Annotated in this window: 2 protein-coding genes; both read left to right on the forward strand. The window is 59.7% G+C overall.

Features of this window, described 5'->3' with window-relative positions; translation table 11 throughout:
* Positions 1–35: 35 nt before the first annotated feature.
* Positions 36–9,542: an S-layer homology domain-containing protein gene (locus tag NFR87_RS02000; RefSeq protein ID WP_251445606.1), complete on the forward strand. Its 9,507-nt coding sequence runs from the start codon at positions 36–38 to the stop codon at positions 9,540–9,542.
* Positions 9,543–9,661: 119 nt separating this feature from the next.
* Positions 9,662–19,665: hypothetical protein (locus NFR87_RS02005; protein WP_251445609.1), on the forward strand; the 10,004-nt coding region annotated here is incomplete at its 3' end.

The following is a 19,665-nucleotide window of genomic DNA, read 5'->3' on the forward strand; positions in this document are numbered from 1 at the left end:
CTACTATAATATATAAGGAAGGAGGCGAGAGAGCTATGAAGAACAACGGCTGGAAGCGTGCCGGCTGTGTGCTGCTGGCGGCCCAGATGACCGTAAGCGTACTGCCCATGAGCAGTATGGCGGCGTATGTAGACGGCCAGGGCAGAAGCGGCGCCATTTTAGCGGCAGAATATCCAGAGACTCAGAGACGGCTGGCGGCTCGGGCCTCCTTCCTGCTGGAGAAAGACCGTATGCCAGTGATGACCAAGCACCGGGCAAACGTCAACTCCAGAAGCGAGACGGCTCTCGTCGCCTCCACAGAAACGGAAACGTCTGCGGCGGTGGAGACAGAAGTCGCCAGGCCGGAAGATGCGATAGTGGAAGACACACAGACAGAAGCGGTAATTCCCGACGCGGCGGAGTCTGTGACGCCCGGTGAAAAGGAGACGACAGACACAGCCGCTGATCCGGCACCGGTGGAGACACCGGCCACCGGTGAGGGAGAGCCTGCGGTTTCTGCTCCCGATGAAGGGGAGACAACAGACTCCGTCACCGATCCGGAGCCCGAGGGATCCGTTCCCGGCGAAGAGGGAACGACGGACTCCACGCCCGGCGAGGGGGAGACGACAGACACAGTTGTCGACCCGGAGCCCGGTGAGACGCCTGCCCCCGGCGGAGAAGAGCCTGTGATCCCCCCTGAGGAGGAGACGCCGGTTCCGCCCCCTGCTGTGAAGCCGGAGCAGACCGAGACCAAGGTCATGGCAAGCGCCCGGGAACAGGGTGAGCCCATGCCGCTGGCGGATATGGAATTTCTATATGTGAGCGTATATGCGTATAGTTACTGGGCCAGCCGAAGCGGCAGTGTGCATTACAAAGAAGGCGGCGGCACAGAGAGCCGTTTTGCCCCCTATGCGGCGGAGATCCATAATGACACCGCGATAGGGACAGGAGAGCTTATAGACAATAGCGGTATGAGCAATCCGAACTATAGCGCAATGTATTTTTACGGAAGTCCGATCGTAAATCCGGAATTGACCGACTTGGCCGGTTTGCAGTTGGATCGTATTCCGGATATGCGCTTTGAGGGCTGGCTCTTTGCACAGGAGCAACCCGAGAATCCGAATTGGTACAGCAGCCAGGATGAGCTGGCGTGGTACAGCAGGTATCGGGCGGGGGAGAGTGAAGAGCCCTACGAGCCTACCTATGAGGCCATCAAGGCCCACGCAAACCCGTACTTGTCAAATGACGGCGCTGGCTTTTATGTAACAAACGTGATTTCCAAATGGGTGCCCAGTGACCGGGCCGAGCTGACAAAGCTGACGCTTTACGGCTTGTCTGAAGATAAGGATACCGGCGCCGATCAGAAGGAGACCCTGGAGCAGTATGGCGAACGGGTGGACGAAGGAACCGGAGAGAAGCAGGAAGGGACAGTGGACAAGGAGTACACCATTCAGGTGTCCGCGCTCACAGACCGGCTGACTCTGGACTTTACCACCTACGAGCCCGGAACGATGATCAAGATCACGGCGGATACTTTGGAAGAACCGATCCTTTACCGCTATGACCGTGAGGATTATATCTGGGATGGAGGAGCCGTAACTGCAGAGGAATACAGTAAGCGAAATGCGGATACAGCCTCCAAGCTGGAAAGAGAGCAGCCGGGTAAACGGCCGTCAGGCGGAATAGGTGCTGTGGAAAGTGAACCCACCAACAGTTACGACAATCCTGCCCGGGCGAACTGGAGCCTACCCAATGACTACGCGATACCGCTGAACTTTACCACACCGGATCAGCTCTACACCACCATCACCATCACTGTGGTCGCCCCTGACGGCACCATCGCAGAGGATGGGACGACCAGCGGGACGACAGAGACCTACACCTTAAAGGTGCGTCGAATGGCCGATCCGGAGATGACGCTGAATCCCGGCAACACGCCTTACGGTATGCTGGAAAGCGACATCAGTGATCCGACAGACAGACAGAAAGCCCGCGAGGATTTTGACAACAGCCGCACCCTTCCACAGCATGCCCTGGGTGGCCACAACAGCGGTGGCGTTTACACAGGTCAATACAGTGAAGCGGCATGGAAGGATACGGACTGCGATAAGAATGTGGAAGCGCTTGTAGTCTATCAGGATACGACCTTTACCGATCCCGGCTTTACGCTCATCGACAGCCAGGGGGAAACCGCGGACAATACCAAGACGCAGCGCTCCATTAAGCTTCGTAGGGTGTCGACGTTGACCACACAGAGTATCAAGGATGGCTTTGGCGACGAGGTCTACTATAATGGTGGAACCTCCGCCGAGGATGGGAAAGAGTTTGTAGTCGATCCTGCCGGAAAGGATGTGATCGACTTGCGGGGGATGAACGTTGTCCCCGGCATCTACTCCATCGAGTACAGCTATACCGATCCGGTCAGCGGCGTGACCTATGACAGCATGAACAAAAGTGTCTACATGGACGAGACAAAGGCGGATCATTTTTCCCGTCCCCTCATCGTCCTTCCCCAGCCGGGCGACATCGATATGGATGGCATGGTTACACTTGCCGACGCCGTCGCTTTGGAAAAATTCATTTCCGAAGGAAATGTCCTTCTCGATGACGACAACAATGATCAAGTGCAGCGCCTGTTCAAATATCGGGTGTGCGATGTAGACGGAAATGGCCAAGTTGACGGAAATGATGTAGTCACTTTGAAAAATGGATATGTCTCTCACACTGTGGAAAATATTTCCACTGACTACTTCTATCTCAATTCTGGCGACAATGGCAAACCGGGCAGAACGCCGCTCGTGGTTGAGTCTACATCCGCTGACAGAGCTGTCATTTCCATAGAGTATTTGGGGAACAACCTAGACGGTGTGCCTACAGAGGCAACCACCTCGGATCCCGTAGAGATCGGGAACACCTTCTGGGTCGGCGTAAAGCTGGAAAACGCCGGAGCTCTGCCCGCGGCCGGTACTGGGGTGGAAGCCTTTGAGTTTACTCTTGTCTACAACTCAAATGCCTTGCGTCCCGGCCTTTTGAAGGGCGACACCGATTGGGCCAAAACCATTGAAACAGCCAATCTGTCTACGGGCTGCGCAACGCCGTGGCAGAGCGCCTACACCTTGGTGGGCAACAGTGGCACCGCACTTCCCAACGGACTTAGCACGGTTTACGTTACCTATCCTGAGCTGGCACAGCCCACATTGTCCGGCGGCGAGACCTCCCTGGCGACCTATACCTTCGCGCTTCAGCGCAAGCCGGACGCCCCGGCCCAGAGCTTGAAGGACGGCTATCTGCTCCTGATTCCTTTCTATATGAACAACCATCCCATCGGCAAGGAGAACGAAGACGTGGCCCTGGTGGAGCCCGCTATGGGCGGTCGGGAATTCTCCGTGACCTATGTAGACGGTAAGGTCAGCGCCTGGAGCAATCAGGATACGATCCCCGGCGGCCACACGGTGAATCTTCGGGACAGCCTTGCCTACACGGGCAGTGACGAGATCCCCGTGGGCAAGGATACGACAGAGTTTATCCCCCTTTATGACGCAGACGGCGAAAACGCTGTCTACGGCGAGACCTTCTCCACGCAGCACAGTGACCTGTGGAATACCGGTTATGGACTTCGGGGTGGCGAGCTGCCGCCGGGCATGAGCTACAACAATGCCGACGGCACGATCTCCACCACCAACGCCCAGCTCGGCGCTACAAAGGCCGGCACCTATCGTTTTTATATCGGCACCGCATCCAGCGCCAAGCTCTACCAGATCACTGTCGACAAGGCTCCCCTGACATTGACTGTAGCCGGCAACAGCGGCAAGTATTATGGCGAGCCCAATCCCAGGGGCGATCTGGTGGAATTCTACTACGACAATAGTCAGCTGAAGAAGCAGGAGCGGGATCGCCTCTCTGCCGCCGGGCTGGCTTCGAATGAAAACAGAGGCAGTAACCTGCTGACTGTTTTGGGCGGTGACAGTGGCTACGTCCGTCCCACCATCACCATGATAGACGACAAGGGTGCCCTGCTCCTGCCGGCGACACCCGCGGGCAGCTACAACGTTCGTCTTGAAAAGGGCGAGGCTACGAACTATGTCTTCCACTATGCGGACAAGGATGGCCAAGAGGCCGATGTGGCGACAAACACCTTCCAGGTCGCACCCCGTCCCATCCTCATCAGTGAGATCCCCGACTCCGGTGTGACGATCCCCAACAACACCCCCGCGTCGGGACGAGGCTTCGAAGCGACCGCCAAGGTGGGGGACTTTGTAGCCAAACTTCCAACGGATACCAGCGGCAGCTACACGTTGACCGGTGTCGCCATCCTGTCCGGTGATGAGCTGGAGATTCAGTACACCGGCCTGTTCCTTCCCAACGCGAATGACACCTCGACGGAGTTTGTGCTGAACGAGAAAAGGGAAGAGCGGGAAGTGCAGATCACCAAGGCGGAGCTTTCGGGTGAGAGTGTGGCGAACTACAGCCTGCGTGGAGACTCTGCTATTTTGCAGGCCGGCGCGAAGACGAAGGGCTATGTAGCCCGAATGATCGTTGAGAAGCTGACTGTAGAAAATCTGGGCGCGCTGATCGAGAGTGACTACACCTATGGCGATACTTTCTCGCTGAGCAGCCTGGGACGGATCACACTGGACTGGGACAACGGTACGCACACCGGCCCCTTTAATTATGCCGATCCGGCGGCGAACCCCAACGCAAATAACCACGGAGTGATGTTGCGTTGGGTGGATGCCGATGGCGCGGATCCCGAGAAGGGGACACCGGCAGTCAACAATGAGCAGTTTGACGTGAAGCGCCACAATGGAAAGTATCTTTGTATCTATGTGAGCAACGGCGAGGACGCGGCTCCCGCCTGTGTCTACGTTGGCCCCTTCAAAGTGAACAAGAAGGAATTGACCCTCACTGTCTACAGTGAGGAACGCTACTATGGCGAGGCAGAGAAGACCTACCGCGTCACCTATGACAGCAGCGCCCTGGTGGGAGAGGACAGGAAGATCATCACCGAGGGCGGCGGCAACCAGGTTTCGGATCTGGAAGCTCTGCCCGGCTTCAGCGGCACGATGAAGGTGAAGCGCCGGGAGAAGGCATCCGTAGACAGCACGTTGGTGACGGATAAGACAAACGCCGGCTCCTATTATGTAGTCATCTCCGGCGCGCAGGCGGACAACTATACCATCCAATATAATCAGCAGCGCTCCGCACAGAGTGCGGCCGTCGTCTCCAGCGAGTTTGGCTGCGCCCCCCTGACCATCCACAGGCGTCCCATCCTGGTCACGGAGCTCACCGGTATCCTGTGTGATATCTATGACGACGACGATGACGCGATCCAGACAGGCGAGCTGTCCTATCCCGCGGCACAGGCGCAGACCTCTGGCGTGTCCATTCAGCGGCCCACACAGGGGGCTTACTATATTCCTTATGGAGGAAGCGGCGCTCAGCAGCTGACCATCAATGAGGGCGACCTGGCGGTAACGGACGCCGTTTTGAGCGGGGACGTTCTTGCCTTCACCTACCGGGCCGACTATGAGAAGGATCGGGAGAGCAAGCCCTATTTTGACGTGACCACCGGCGATTGGGTCGGGGACGGAGAGAAGACCTATGAGGTGACGGTTTCCAGCTTGCTACTCAAGGGCAACGCCAATGACGCGGGCCGCAATTACCAGTTGGTATATTCCACTGCGGAGCAGGCGATGAACGGCCTTCCTGCCAACAACAAAGGGCAGGGCAATGTGGTCATCCGCAGGATCACTGAGCTGCGAGTGGGAACTGCACCCACCTTCGGCATCTATGAATATGGCCAAAAGCTCCAGGCCGAGAATATGACCGTATACGCGATCTTTAATAACAATACCAATGCGCCCCAACAGATCTCCTACTACGATTTTGAGGATTACGGTCTGCATTTGGAGTGGACGGATAAAGAGACGAACGATGTAGCCAGTGGCAAGGGCGATCCGGCGGTGCATGGTCAGGTGTTGACAGTCGTAGACCACAATGGCCGCAAGCTGGTGGTTCGGGGCAGACGCCACTCGGAGCACGAAGAGGTGAGCGTCGTCTTTGGAACGCCCATTGAGGTGAACAAGAAGACGCTCCATGTGAAGGCAGACGGGACGGAGCGGGTCTATGGTCAGAACAATTTCAGCTCCCTCTATCCCGAGTATAGGGCAACTGTGGCCTGGGACGACCTGGCCGATGCCGACAAAGACAAACTGGCAGCGGCGGGGTACAGCGCCGCGGCGAAGCCTGTGACCATCCACAGTGCCACACTGAGCCAGGGGAGCGCCAGCGAGGGCCTGGCCATGCTGGACAAGACCGCCATCTGGCCGCAGTTTACCACTGCCGCGGCAGGGGAAAAGGTCGGAGCTGGAAAGTATGATCTGAATTTGACAGGCGGCCAGATGGCAAACTACACCTTTGCTTTGGAAGCCGGCGCGATCACGGTCATTCCGCGGCCCATTATGTTGGAGTCTGTAGACAAGTATCCTCTGGCTACGATCACCCAGGGCAGTACGGTGCTCAGCCAAAGCGGAGCCATTGCCTCTTTCCGTGAGGGGCAGGCCAGTTTTACTCTGGTGAAGGACGGCGTGCACAGCATTACAGGCAGTCCGGTGATGGATGGCGACGAGATCGTGGTCAGCATGACTGTCCACTTCGGCTTTTACCAGAATGGCAACCGCTATCCCACCGGGGATACCTCCTGGATGGATCTCAGCGGGGTAGATACCAGAACTGCCCATGTAAAAATCAGCGACATAAAGCTGGTTTCCGGTAGCGAAAATTATGTGCTGGTAGAGAATCCTGATTTGAGCAATAGAGTATTTAAAGATCTGGGCCGTGTTGACGGCCGGCAGATCTCAGCGGTCATGAAGAATGAGTCCTATGCGCCCAAACTCAGCTACACGTATGGAGAGGGGCTGGATCTCAGCGGCGTGACCTTGGATATCCAATACAACACCAGCGCGCAGACGACCTGGGAGCGCAATGTGCCTGTGGGCAACCATCAGAGCCTGAAGGTCTTCTATCTGGCGAATCCGGCGCAGGCTGATACGGCCGAGGGCCGCAAGGCCATTGTTGAGGGCGGGCTCCAGGCGGACGCCTGCCGGCCGGCCCAGGCAAATGACCATCTGACCATCGTTCGCGATGGGGATGGGTTTACCCATAACGGGAAGTACCTGGTGGTCATCGTCCAGCAGGTCAACCCCAATTACGACCCGGGCGACCCCTCTAAGGGGGATCACTATACTTATAATATTGCGCCCATCCAAGTGGGCCAGCTTACAGTGGCTCAAAAGCAGCTGGAGTATACGTTGATGGCCAATGACCGGGAGTACGACGGTACGACCCAGGGTACGGGCTATGTTCTGGTGGAAAAGGATCAGATCTATGGCAGTGACCAGGTCTTTATCGTAAATGGTACTGCCTATGGGGATATGAGCGACGTCCAGTCGGAGGAATACGGCGGGCGCGACTATTACCGTTTTGACAGCGGGAATACCGGTGTTACCTTTACCTTCTCCGACCCGAACGTGGCCTATGAGAGGCTGCCCGATCATGACAGCGGCGTATACGCCACTGTTCCTGTGGGGGTCAGCGGCATTGATATCACCGGCACTGACGCGGGCAACTACACCGTGGTGCGGAATGTCGCCAGTACGGCGAATAACGCCCCTGCGGCCGTCATCAGCCGGTCTTCCAAACGGGCACAGCCCGACGCCGCGACCTTGGCGGCGCTGGCCGGCATGGCCAGCCGGACTACCATGTCTACAGATATCCACACCAATACGGTGACGGTATCTGTAGCCGCAGACGCCGCCAGAGATTTTGGCGATCTCCGAGACGACTACAATAGAGAGCTTCACTTCGAGTACCGTTTGGAATACCTCGAGGATGAAAATGACTCTGCTTCCGGCAGTATTGTCGAGGGCGGCGACAGCCGTTTCTTCGGTGGCGAGCCGGTGCGCGTAGACAGTGAGGAATTTGTCCCCGCCCCGGGAGAGGAGAATCTGCTGACGCCTGGGATGGGCCAGCATGCCGTGGCCGGGGACAGCGACTTCGGAACCAGACTGGCTCTGCCGCGGGACACCTATTTCCGGGCGCAGATCCGCCTGGCACAGACCCACAACTACGAGGCGTCCGTCTACATCCCCTCTGTTTCCGATGACGCTTTTGTGGCCGCCATTGCGCAGGCCAGGGCAGAGGAGGAGAGCGATGAGCTCTCCAATATTGCCGGTAAGCCGGAGGAGACTGAACCGCCCCGGCCCATCCCCGATGGCCGGCCCTTGGGCAAGACCTATCAGTATCGCTTTGATATGGTGGCTGTTCAGACCATGAAGGGTGAGGACGGCGAAGAGCATGTCCGCAGTCAGCTGGACAGCGTTTGGTTTGCGGATCGGGCCACCTACCCCAGGGAGGAGTTTCTCAATGCTCTGACCACCGACCCGGCGGAACCCCGTTATCATAATTACGCCTGGGATCCCCAGCAGCGGCAGAGCGTGCGCTTCCCCGTGGATATGCGGGATGAGATCAAGGCCAATCTGCCCCAGGGGGACGGCTCTACCGCGGAGACCACTGTCAATGCCGACGGCACCGCCAGGATGTACGTCTCCCTGATCCCCCGCAATGGCAGCGGCGTGTTCTATCAGGTGACCATTCTGGAGGACAATATAATAGCCTACCTGGGCGACGACCCCTTGCAGCTCACCGCACAGCTTATACCGAGCGTTGCATCCAGTCTCAGCTGGCGCAGCTCTGACACTTCGGTGGTCACCGTGGACAATGATGGCCTGCTCACCTTTGTGGGAGAAGGCGTCGCGAGGATCTACGTGTCTTTTGCCGGATTTTCCGACTCCATCCAGGTCGTGGTGCTGCCGCCCAAGGAGCTGCTGCCTGAGGGACTGTTTAACGTCGACTATCTGAACGCGTTCATGGATCTGACCGATGACTTGATGTTCCACCCGGAGCGCACGGTGAGCCGGGGTGAACTGGCTGTGATACTGGTCAAGCTCCTCTCTCCCGCTGTCTTGGAGCAGGAGGGAGAAGAGCTGGTATATGTGGATATCGCGGAGACCATGGACTGCGCGCAGGCCGTGGAGCTGCTCAGCCGTTGGGGGATATTCAATGGCGTCGGGGAGTCTCACTTTGCCCCGGAGCAGGCCGCCACACGGGCGGAAATGGCGGCAGTCCTGGTGAGAATGGGGCAGCTGCCGGAGGCGCCGGAAGAGGCGTTCAGCTTTGTGGACAGCGGCCCTGAAGACACCTGGGCCTGGGCGGAGATCAAGGCGTTGGCCTATGCCGGTATCACCGATGGCACAGGGGATTACTGCTTTAGCCCCAACCGGCTGCTGACCCGGGCGGAGACCGCCGCGTTCCTGACCCGGATGCTCCGGTATAAGCTGGATCTGACCCAGGAGGACTTGAAGTATCCCGTTGATGTGGAGAACGGGTACTGGGCCTGGGAAGAGATCATTCGGGCCGTAAACAATGTGGAAACGACTGAGTTCATCAATACAAGACAGCTCAAAGGGATCAATAGCCGCAATGCGGTGCAGAAGTACATGTAAGAAGGCACAAAGAGCAACAAATGTTGAAAACCGGTGAAAAAGCAAAGAAACCTTCCCCTGTGGCTGTGAAGCGCGGGGGAAGGCTCCGGTGATTTTATGAAGAACGGGAGGGATGGGCCATGAAGGAGTACAAAAGACGGTTTGGGGCGATGGCATTGGCTGTGGCCCTGACTTTGTCGCTCATTCCTACCTCTCTTATCCCGCAGGCATGGGCTGCGGAAGGGGACAGTGACGACGGCGGAACACCCACTCTGCAGGGCAACGTCTCCGCCGTAGGCAGCAAGCCCACCCTGCACATCGACTTCCTTGGCGAAGATTTGGACTACTACCTGACCTATGCCGTTCCCACGCCCAAGGATCACGACGTGAGCTTGAACAGTCACGCAACCGCGGCGGCGGACGCCAGTTGGGACAGATACCGGCAGGGCGATGAGTATGACGACCGGATATTCTGGGTGGGCATCGGCATCGACAAGATGGACGCCTTTGAGCTGGCACAGCAGGGCGGCCTGTACAGCGCCGAGTTCGCACTGTACTATAATACCAACTATGTTTTACTGCCGGATTATGATGACAACACCGGCGCAGGTGATTTTGAGAGCATCCTCCAAAGCTATAACCTGGGGCAGGGAGCGGTAGATCCCAAGACCCAATGGGACGGGGATCTGTACAGTATCCGGGCCAGGGAAGATCTGGATCCGGTGGGCGACCCGGTCACAGAGGAGTATGCCCTGTCCGACAAGATCCGGCCCGGCAACGGCGAGTGGCGGATGCTTTACGCCTCCGTGGAGCGCAAGGAAGGCTTCGCGGGGATGAATCGTTTTGCGGTTTTGCCGGGGAACGACGACACCTATTATCTGATGATGATCCCCTTTGTCCTCCAGGACTGGGATCCCAATCTGGATATCTGTTTCCGGCTGGCCCGTAACGCCAGTCTGTTTTCCGTGGGCTCCGGCGTAAAGGGCGAGGCACTGACAGCGGAGCAGAATACCCCGGCGGGCGGCTTCGGCGCCTGGGAGAAGGAGACCCGGAACCCGAACCACAACCTGAAGGAAATGTTCGACTTTGAGGGCGATTTGAACATCTTCACAGGCGAACGGGAGAAGGATACCCACTTCGCGCAGCTGAACATCGATAACGGCGGCAGTACCAATGGAGCGGAACTGAGCATTACCAATGATTACAGCACGCCGCCCGTTATGGTGGACACCGACGGCTCCCGCATCAACGACCTGCAGCCCGGCACCAGTATGACGGTGGAGCTGACGGGTACGGGCAACGGCTATACCGCCTCGGTGACAGTGACCAGGGTGAACGACGGGCAGCAGGTGACGCTGACGCCGGATCCCGGTGATCCCGGGCGGAAATTCACCTTTATCATGCCAGGGGACGACGTGAACGTGAATGTAACGTACCTGGCCAACGATGAGACAGGGAACTTCAACGCCACCCTCCACGTAGTGGATGGCGGCGACGCCGTCCGCAATACAGCTACTATGCAGGAAAAACTGCCGGACGGTACCGACCTGAACCCGCCGGCCGCCGTGGCGGGCCCGGCCACGTCCGCAGCTCCGGCTACAACTGTAGTCAAAAAGGGCGATCAAATCAAGGTGTTCATCCCCCATGACGCAGGCGGTGATCCGCTTTATAACACAGACTATGACGTTACCGTGACAGCGGTGACGACAACGGGCAGCAATGTCCAGGTGACGACAGATATCGCCAATGAGGAATACAGCCTTACCATGCCCGCCAGCGATGTGGACATTACAGTGACCTATGCCAAAGCGGTCACCTATAACGTCCAACTGGTGGTGGATGAGGATCAGAACGGCTTTGTGGATAATAAGGCGGAGCTGTACTTCTATGACGGCGAGGGGAATATTCATTCCGTTACCGCAGACCAGAAGACCCAGCCCCACGATCCTACCATGGGCGGCGCCCGGGACGGCCGGCAGATCAACGGCATCATTAGCCTTCACAAGGATACCAATCCCACACCGCCGCCCGCTATGGTGCCCGACTACCAGATCAAGAAGGTCACCCTGTTCTACAGCGATGGGGTCACGCCCCCGGTGGATCTGGACTTCCATCCCATCACCGCGGCGGAGATCGCCGCAGATCCCTATATGGCCAACGGAGAGTGGTATATCACCATGCCCGACGGCAGCCCGGTGGAGATGCCGGCGCAAGACATCACCATCAAGGTAGAGTTTGAAAAGATCGGCCTGTACAATGTGCAGCTGATCCTCAATGACGCCGACAGCGTGACAGGAAACACAGCTACACTGAAGGGAACGGACAGTGTGCTGGGGACGACCCCGTCCACCAATATGCCCACGGTGGACAACTTTGACATCCATTCCGGCAGCCATCTGGAGCTGGATATCCAGACCGCACCGGGCTATAAGGTGGCCAAGGTGGAGGCCCGGAACACCACCAACGGTGCGCTGGAGTCCCCCTCTGGCGGCAGCATCGCTTCCGGCCATCTGGAATACCGGATGCCCGCGGATAATTTGAAGATCACCGTATTCTATGAGCGGGAGGACAACAATCTTTACCGGGCCACCCTCCAGCTGACGCCCAACGTGCCCTCCGGAAGCAGCAATACGGCGGCCTGGGTGACCAAGGACGGCACGGCCTATGTCCCGCCGGTCTATCCCAGAGTGGAGAACTATTCCGGAACCGTTTTGGAAAGCGACATCCAGGTGGCTCCCGGCTGGCACATCTCCACGGTGGAGGTCATCTCGGAGACCGGCATTGCCAGCTATCCCTTCAGCATCACAGGCAACGGCTACAATAACGGCGCGGGCGGTACGGTGAAGCTGACCATGACCCAGCCCGCCGACCATGTGCTGGTGAAGATCCTCTTCGCCAACAATCCGCCCCCGGAGGAGCCCAAACGCCTGTTGGATCTGGCGGTGCGGGACGACGATAACAGGCCGGGGAACAAGGCCCAGCTGTGGGTCAACGGCAGCAACCTCTCGGGCGATGTGAGTGCCACGGGAGGCTACGGCATTTACAGCACCAACTCCGCCGCTATGGGCGATAAGATCCGCGTAACGATGGACTGCGAGCCGGGTTATTATATCTCCGATGTGACAGTGACCCCCGTGGGCGCCGGCGTGACGCCCGACTGGGTGTCCGACCGGGCAGTGGAGTTCACTATGCCCGCGGGCAACGCCACCGTTACGGTGACCTACAAGCCCATTGATCCGGAGAATCCGCCCACGCACAAGGTGACGCTGCATACCGATCCTGCCAGTCTGCCCGCGGGCAACAACGCGCGGATCGAGGATAACGCCGTCCACACTCCGGCGCTGCCTGCGCCGAACCAGGCCCTTCTGGATGGGGAGAGCATCGTCACCTACACCGGCGACAAGGTGACGGTGGATGTGACTACGGCTGTAAACAAGGTGGCGCTGGTCTATGCGATCCAGCCCGGCGGAATGTTGACGCTGACCCCGGTGGGAAGCGCAGTGGCAGGGGGAGCAATACCCGCCAATACATACGCCTCCTACACCTTCATCGCCCCCAATGCCGATGCAGACGTGTATGTGAAATACATGGATCCGGAGGATCTGGGGGACTATGTGGCCAGCCTCACCGTCATTGACGACGAGGGTGGTGCGAACGGCGCGGCGGGCAGCGCCACCCTGACCCGGTCTGGCAGCGGAAGCGGCTCTGTGACCGTGCAGGGCGCCGCCATGCCCGGCAATACAGATGTGATGACGGCCAACGCAGGGGACGGCATGGTGCTTACCGTGTCGCCCCAGAGCGGCTATTCTGTCAGCGTGGCCTATGTGACCCCCTCTGGGGCGGCCACGCTGCTCTGGAGCGGCACCCAGACGGCCAGCTTCGTCATGCCCAACAAGGACGTGGGCGTGGTGGTGCGCTTCCACAAGGGAGACGCCACAAAGTACACGGTGGATCTGAATGTCACCGGCCCCGACGGAGCGGGCGTGGCCAGCTTGGGCGCGGTGTCCACGGCGGGGATCTACTCTCAGCAGCACGAGGCGGGAGACGGGGTGGACTTCGCCATCACCGCCAACCCGGGCTACTATATCCAATCCGTGACGGTGACCCCGACGCCCCTGGGCGTTATCCCCAGCCTCTCCGGCACTGTGGGCAGCCAGAGCGGCGGCTTTACCATGCCCGCGGCCAACGTCCATGTGAATGTGGTCTTTGCAAAGGGCTATCCGGACACGGCGGAGTACGCCGCCACGCTAAAGGTCGTCGATCCCAGCGCCCCGTTGGGCGGCACGGCCCAGATGAAAAATACCGACCCGGCCCGGCTGGCTGCTACCAACCAGCTCAGCGGTGGCCAGCAGGAGACGCTGAAGGCCCGGGGCGGCGACGTGATGGAGGTGGAGATCGCCGCCAATCCCGGCTATGTGCCCACCATTACCATCAGGGACAATGCCGGAAATCCGGTGAACTATCAGTGGAGCGATGCCACCCACATTCGCTTTGATATGGCGAATGGGCCCACCCTGGTGGAGGTGCGCTTCGACAAGGGCGAGAAGAGGGAATATAACGTGACCCTCCATGTGGAGGGTCTGCCAGGCGACAACGCCAGCATTACAGTGACGCCTGCCGGCACGCCCACCACTACGGTGACGGTGCCCGCGGGGGCCTCCGTCGGCACGCCCAGCAGTATCCAGGCGCAGACGGGCTCCACCATTCAGGTGATCGCCAACGCCACGGCAACGCCCGCTGGATATGTCCAGTCGGTGGTGGTGATGCAGGGGGCCAACATGATCTCCATCACTCCGGTGGCCAACTACGACGCGGGCAGCTACACCGGCACCTTTACGGTGCCGGAGGGCGATGTGGACGTCTATGTGTACACCGGCGATACGGCGGGGCCGACCGAGCCCGAGTACCCGGTGATGCTCACTGCCACCGCCACGGACGGTTCTGCCATCGGCGTGGCCGGCGAGGCGTGGATCGCGCCCTCGGACGGCTCCACCGTGGATATGACCAACAAGTCCGCCAACGCCCAGAGCGAGGGCGCTTCGGTGTACTTCAGCGCCGTCGGGGGCGGACACTACCGGGTCCACGGCGCCCCTAACAGCGGATATGTGGTTTCCGCCATCCGCCTCACTCCGGCGGGCAGCGGACTTTCCACAGTTGTATCCTTCACCTGGATCGACGGGGAGACGGTGGAATTTGACATGCCCTTCCAGCCCATTGGCATCGAAGTGGAGTTCAAGCCCGCCGACGAAGTCCCCGATAGGCTGACGGCCCAGGTGGTGGTCAACGGCGATGGGAACGTGAACAACAAGGGCGAGATCTATGAGACCGCCAACGGCCCCACGGCGGGGCAGACCCTGATCGTCACCAGCAACGGGACGGACATCAGCGTGGATATCACGGTGGCCACCGGCTACGAGATCGAATTTGTGGAGCTGCGCTCCAACATCTTCGGTGTGAATAACCTGCCGCTGGTGAAGCCCGCCGACCAGAGCCAGACCATCTCCTTTACCATGCTGCCCGACGATGTGGTGGTATATGTGAAGATGAAGAAGGCCGCCGCCACCACCTTCACCGCCACACTGGAGATCGTGGACACCAGCAGCGCCTTTATCAACACTGCCAGCATGAGCGCCGGCAGCACCACGGTGACCGGACACGGCAAGCAGATCACCGGATTGGCGGACGGCGACCAGGTGAGTACGGTGCCCATCCCCAACGCCAGCGCCTGGAACAACAATGAGGTGCGGCTGGTGGCGGTGTTGGCCACCGATAAAAACGGTACCACGACCCTGGGGGGCGTGGTAAACGGCTCCACTACCCAGTATGACTACGCCATCCAGGGCTCTGATGTGACCATTACGGTGATCTATGCCGATTATACGGAGAAGCCGGAGGAGAAGACCTATGTGGCCAAGGTAGTGAAGGCCGATCCCACCGGCAACGACAGCAACACGGCCACCATCCAGAATACGGAAAATACCGCTCTGCCTCATGGAACCACCTGGACGCAGGCATGGCCCGGCCATGCCCTTCAGGTGAACGTGACGGCGGCCAGCGGCTATTATGCCGTCGTCACCGCCACCCGGGATGACACCGGGGCCAGTGTGCCGGTGATGCAGATCGGCTCGGCCGGAAATGTGACGGCCTATTTGAACCTGCCCAACGACGGCGGCGGAGCGTCCTCCGACGTGACGGTGAAGGTGGAGTATATCCAGGGTACGCCGCCGGCGGCCAGCCACAAGGCCACCATCGACTTGGTGAATCACAGCACCCTTGGCGGAAGCGGCTCGGCCACGATGACAGAGCGGAGCAACACCGCCAATACCAACACAGATACCAACGGCGCGGACAATGTGGGCGCCGATCTGCCTCAGAGCGTGGCGGAGGGCGCGCAGCTGGATATCACGACGATGTGCATGATGGCGCATGTGTCCCTCATTACGCTGACCAGCAACGGGGTCACCGTCACGCTCACCAAGGCGGACGGCGGCGCCGTGGCGGTCATGCCCAACGGCGATGCGGTGGTCAAGGTGTACATAGAGGACGACGACCCCACCCCGCGGCCCTACGATCCGGTTCAGGATCCCAGCGGGAACAGCTATATCGACGGTTATCTGAAGGCCAAGCGGGGCGACCAGGGGAGAGCCGTCATTGAGGTTCCCTATCTGTACAGCAGCGGTACCATCTATAATGCGCCCAACAGCGTGACCTATCACCTCTATGTGAAGGCCGGCTCGGAGTATGTGCGGCTCATCCCCGGGGTGGACTATGAGGTCACCGACGGCTATGAAGAATATGCCACGACCCCCATGGGCACCAGCACCGGCATCGGCACCAGATTCACCATCCGGGCACTGGAGGGCAATACCAGCCTTAGCGACTGGCTGGTCAACGGCGGAGTGATCTATATTACCGCCGCTCGTCCTGCGGCTCAGCCGGGAACCTGGAGCGAGAGCGATTACGTGGAAGTGGAGCTGCCCGCGGATCCTCTGCGGGGCAAGCACAAGGCCACGCTGCGGATCGTGGACTTCTCCTCCAAGACCGGAAACGGGGCTACCATGAGCGATGGCTACCGGACGGTAAGCGTAGACGGCGGGATCCTCGATGACCTGCTGGGCAGCGAGCTGATCAAGACCAGCGTCACCGTAGGCGAGGGCGCCGTTCTGGTGGGCGTCACTGTTACCGACTCTGTAGGCAGCCGGCCCCTGAGCCCGGACGGCGCGGGCCGCTATCCCTATGACATGACTGGCGAAGACATTGTCATCACCGTCTATTTCGACGATGACGGAACGTTGGATCCCGATGATCCCGAGCTTTATATTGCCAGCGTTCAGAAGGCGGGGCTTTCCGGTGTGGCGGGCAACGACGCCGACATCCACAACAGCACCCGCAACGACCTGCCCAGCGGTGTGATCTGGGCCGCGGGCTATGCCGGCAACGACATGTCCGTGGACGTGGATACCGCGCCGGGCTGCTACGCCATCGTGACCGCCTATACCGCCACGGACAATACGCCGCTGCCCGTGGTGCAGCTGGGTGCGGGCGATCCTGCTGCGGCAACGAGTTTCCAGGCGTTTGTGTCCATTCCCGACGGCTCCCTGATCAGTGGCGTAGCTGTGGCTCCTGACGATGTGCGGGTGGTGGTCACCTTCACGAAGGAGAAGCCGGACAACTATGAAAGCGCACTGACCCTGACCAATGTGGGAACAAATGGCCCCACCACAGTGACAGGGAACAGCGCTGAACTCCAGCCCAATGGCATGGCGGCGGTACTGAAAAACGAGGACGGTACCTGGCTGGTTCCGGACGGGACGAACCCGCCGGCCACGGCCTCCACTACGCTGGTGCCTGTGGGGACGACTTTGGAGCTGGCTACAACCTGCGACACCAACTACTATGTGGACAGCGTAGTGGTCACCATTGCCACCAGTCCCGCCGGGACGATGACGGTCACACTGGACGCCAACGGAGAGGTCGCCTTCCCCATGCCCCTGGGCGCCTCTGATGTGAAGGTGACCTGGAAGCAGGGCGCTCACACCCTTCGGCCCTACGATCCCACCCATGAGCCGCCCATCGCGGCCCCCGCCACCCAGCCTGGCTGGATCCTGGCGGAGCATACCCTGGATCAGAACGGCGACACCACCAACAATGGCCTGCGGATCACAGTGCCCACGCTCCACGAGGGCACCCCTGCCGATCCCTATTATAACGCGATCAATACGGTGGATCCTGACGATATCACCTATAAGCTCTATATCAAGGACAGCTACGGCGCTTACCATGCGCTCACCGGCACGGACATCTCCCGCACCCAGGTGACCATGGGAACCACCAACGTGGGCGCTATCACTTACAATACCGCGACCTTTGAGCTGACCTCTCTTCTGGCGGCCAGCACGCTCCATTATTACATCAAGCACGGTGGCGTGATCTATATCACGGCCACCGATACCGGCGCTTTTACGGGGACGGCCAAGGACGAGAGCTACTACACGGAGGTCGTCATCCCCGCCAACTATACCGCCACTATCCATGTGTCCCAGGGGACGGTGACGGGCAACAGCGCCAAGCTGAGCGATCCGGGCGGAAGGTCTGTCATCGCGCCGCCTGACCGCAGACTCACCGGCCTGGGCGGCACAGAGACTCTGACCACGATCCCCACAGCGGTCACCGGCAGCCACCTGGTCAGCGTCATTGCCACGACCGCCTCCGGCGGCTCCGTCCATCTCAATGCCACGGGCAGCAACTACGATTACACCATGGTGGGGGAGGACGTGGACATCTACGTGGTCTTCCAGGATGATGACGATCCCCTGGGCGATCTGTACACTGCCACGGTGGAGCGAGTGAACGACGACGGCAAGGCGGGGAATACAGCCTCTATCGTCAACGAGGATGTGTCCACGGTGCCCACCGGCACGATTTGGACAGGCGCCTATGAGGAGAATGTGGTTCGGGTGGATGTGACCACAGAGCCCGGCTATTATGCCACTGTCACCGCCTTCCTGACGGGGACGACCACACCGGTGCCGGTGGTTCAGTGGGCCACCCAGGGCTCCGCAGCCAATCCCGCCGAGGCCCACTTCACTATGCCGGCCCACGACGTGGACGTGACCGTCACGTACTCCACCGAGCCGCCGGAGCCCAATGAGCTGAAGCTGACGCTGGTGGATACCAACGGACGGCAGGGCAACAGCGCGACCCTGGAGGCTCCCAACAGCACCAACGCGGTGACCATTCTGGGCAACAGCGCGGTTTTGACCCAGTCTGTGCCCAACAGAGTCTCCGCTGGTACGCTGCTGACGCTGACTACAACGACCGCCACTGGCTACGCCATCAAGGAGGCGTACATGGAGGTGACCACCGCCGGGGGAACGGTGCGGGTGGCTATCCCGCTGACCAATGGGGCCGCTCTGCCCTTGCCGGTCATGCCTTTGGGCGAGGCAGAGGTATTTGTAGTCTATATGGAGGGGCACCAGACCCCGCGGCCTTACGACCCGGCCCACGCCCATGTCTACACCAGCAGCTATAACCACAATTCCACCGATGACCTGAGCAGTACCCACCAGGACGGCTGGATCCTGGCGCAGGCCACCGGCAGCGACAGCCTGCACATTACCGTGCCTGTGCTCCATGATATGTCTGGAGCAGGGGGCACGGATCAGCTGCATCACGCGGGTTACAATGACCCGCAGTTCCAGCCCAGCTACAAGCTGTACTGGCGGGACAGCCTGGGCTTCCATGAGTTCCAGCTGGGCTATGACATCGAGATCAGCAATGGCCAGTTTGTGGCGAACACCTACAGCGTTGGCGCCACGGTCTATAACGGATATGAATTCGATGTAGAGATAAAGAGCGCCACGGCACTGTGGGGTGGATACCACCTGGATCAGTATCTGAAAAACGGCGGCTCTATCTACATCACTGCTACCGGGTCTGACACCACGGCTCCTGACGTGGAGAGCGAGAAGACCGAAGTGGTGGTACCCAAGAATGACCACTTTACCGCGACGCTGCACATCCAGGATGTGAGCGGGTTGACAGGGAACGGGGTGACCATGAGCGAAGTGGGCGGCACCCAGGCGCCGGTGACGGTGGATCTGGGGCAGCTGACCGATCTGACGGCGGGCACCACGGTGCGCAC

The organism is Vermiculatibacterium agrestimuris (genome assembly GCF_943193085.1).
GTDB classification, from domain to species: Bacteria; Bacillota; Clostridia; order Oscillospirales; family Oscillospiraceae; genus Vermiculatibacterium; species Vermiculatibacterium agrestimuris.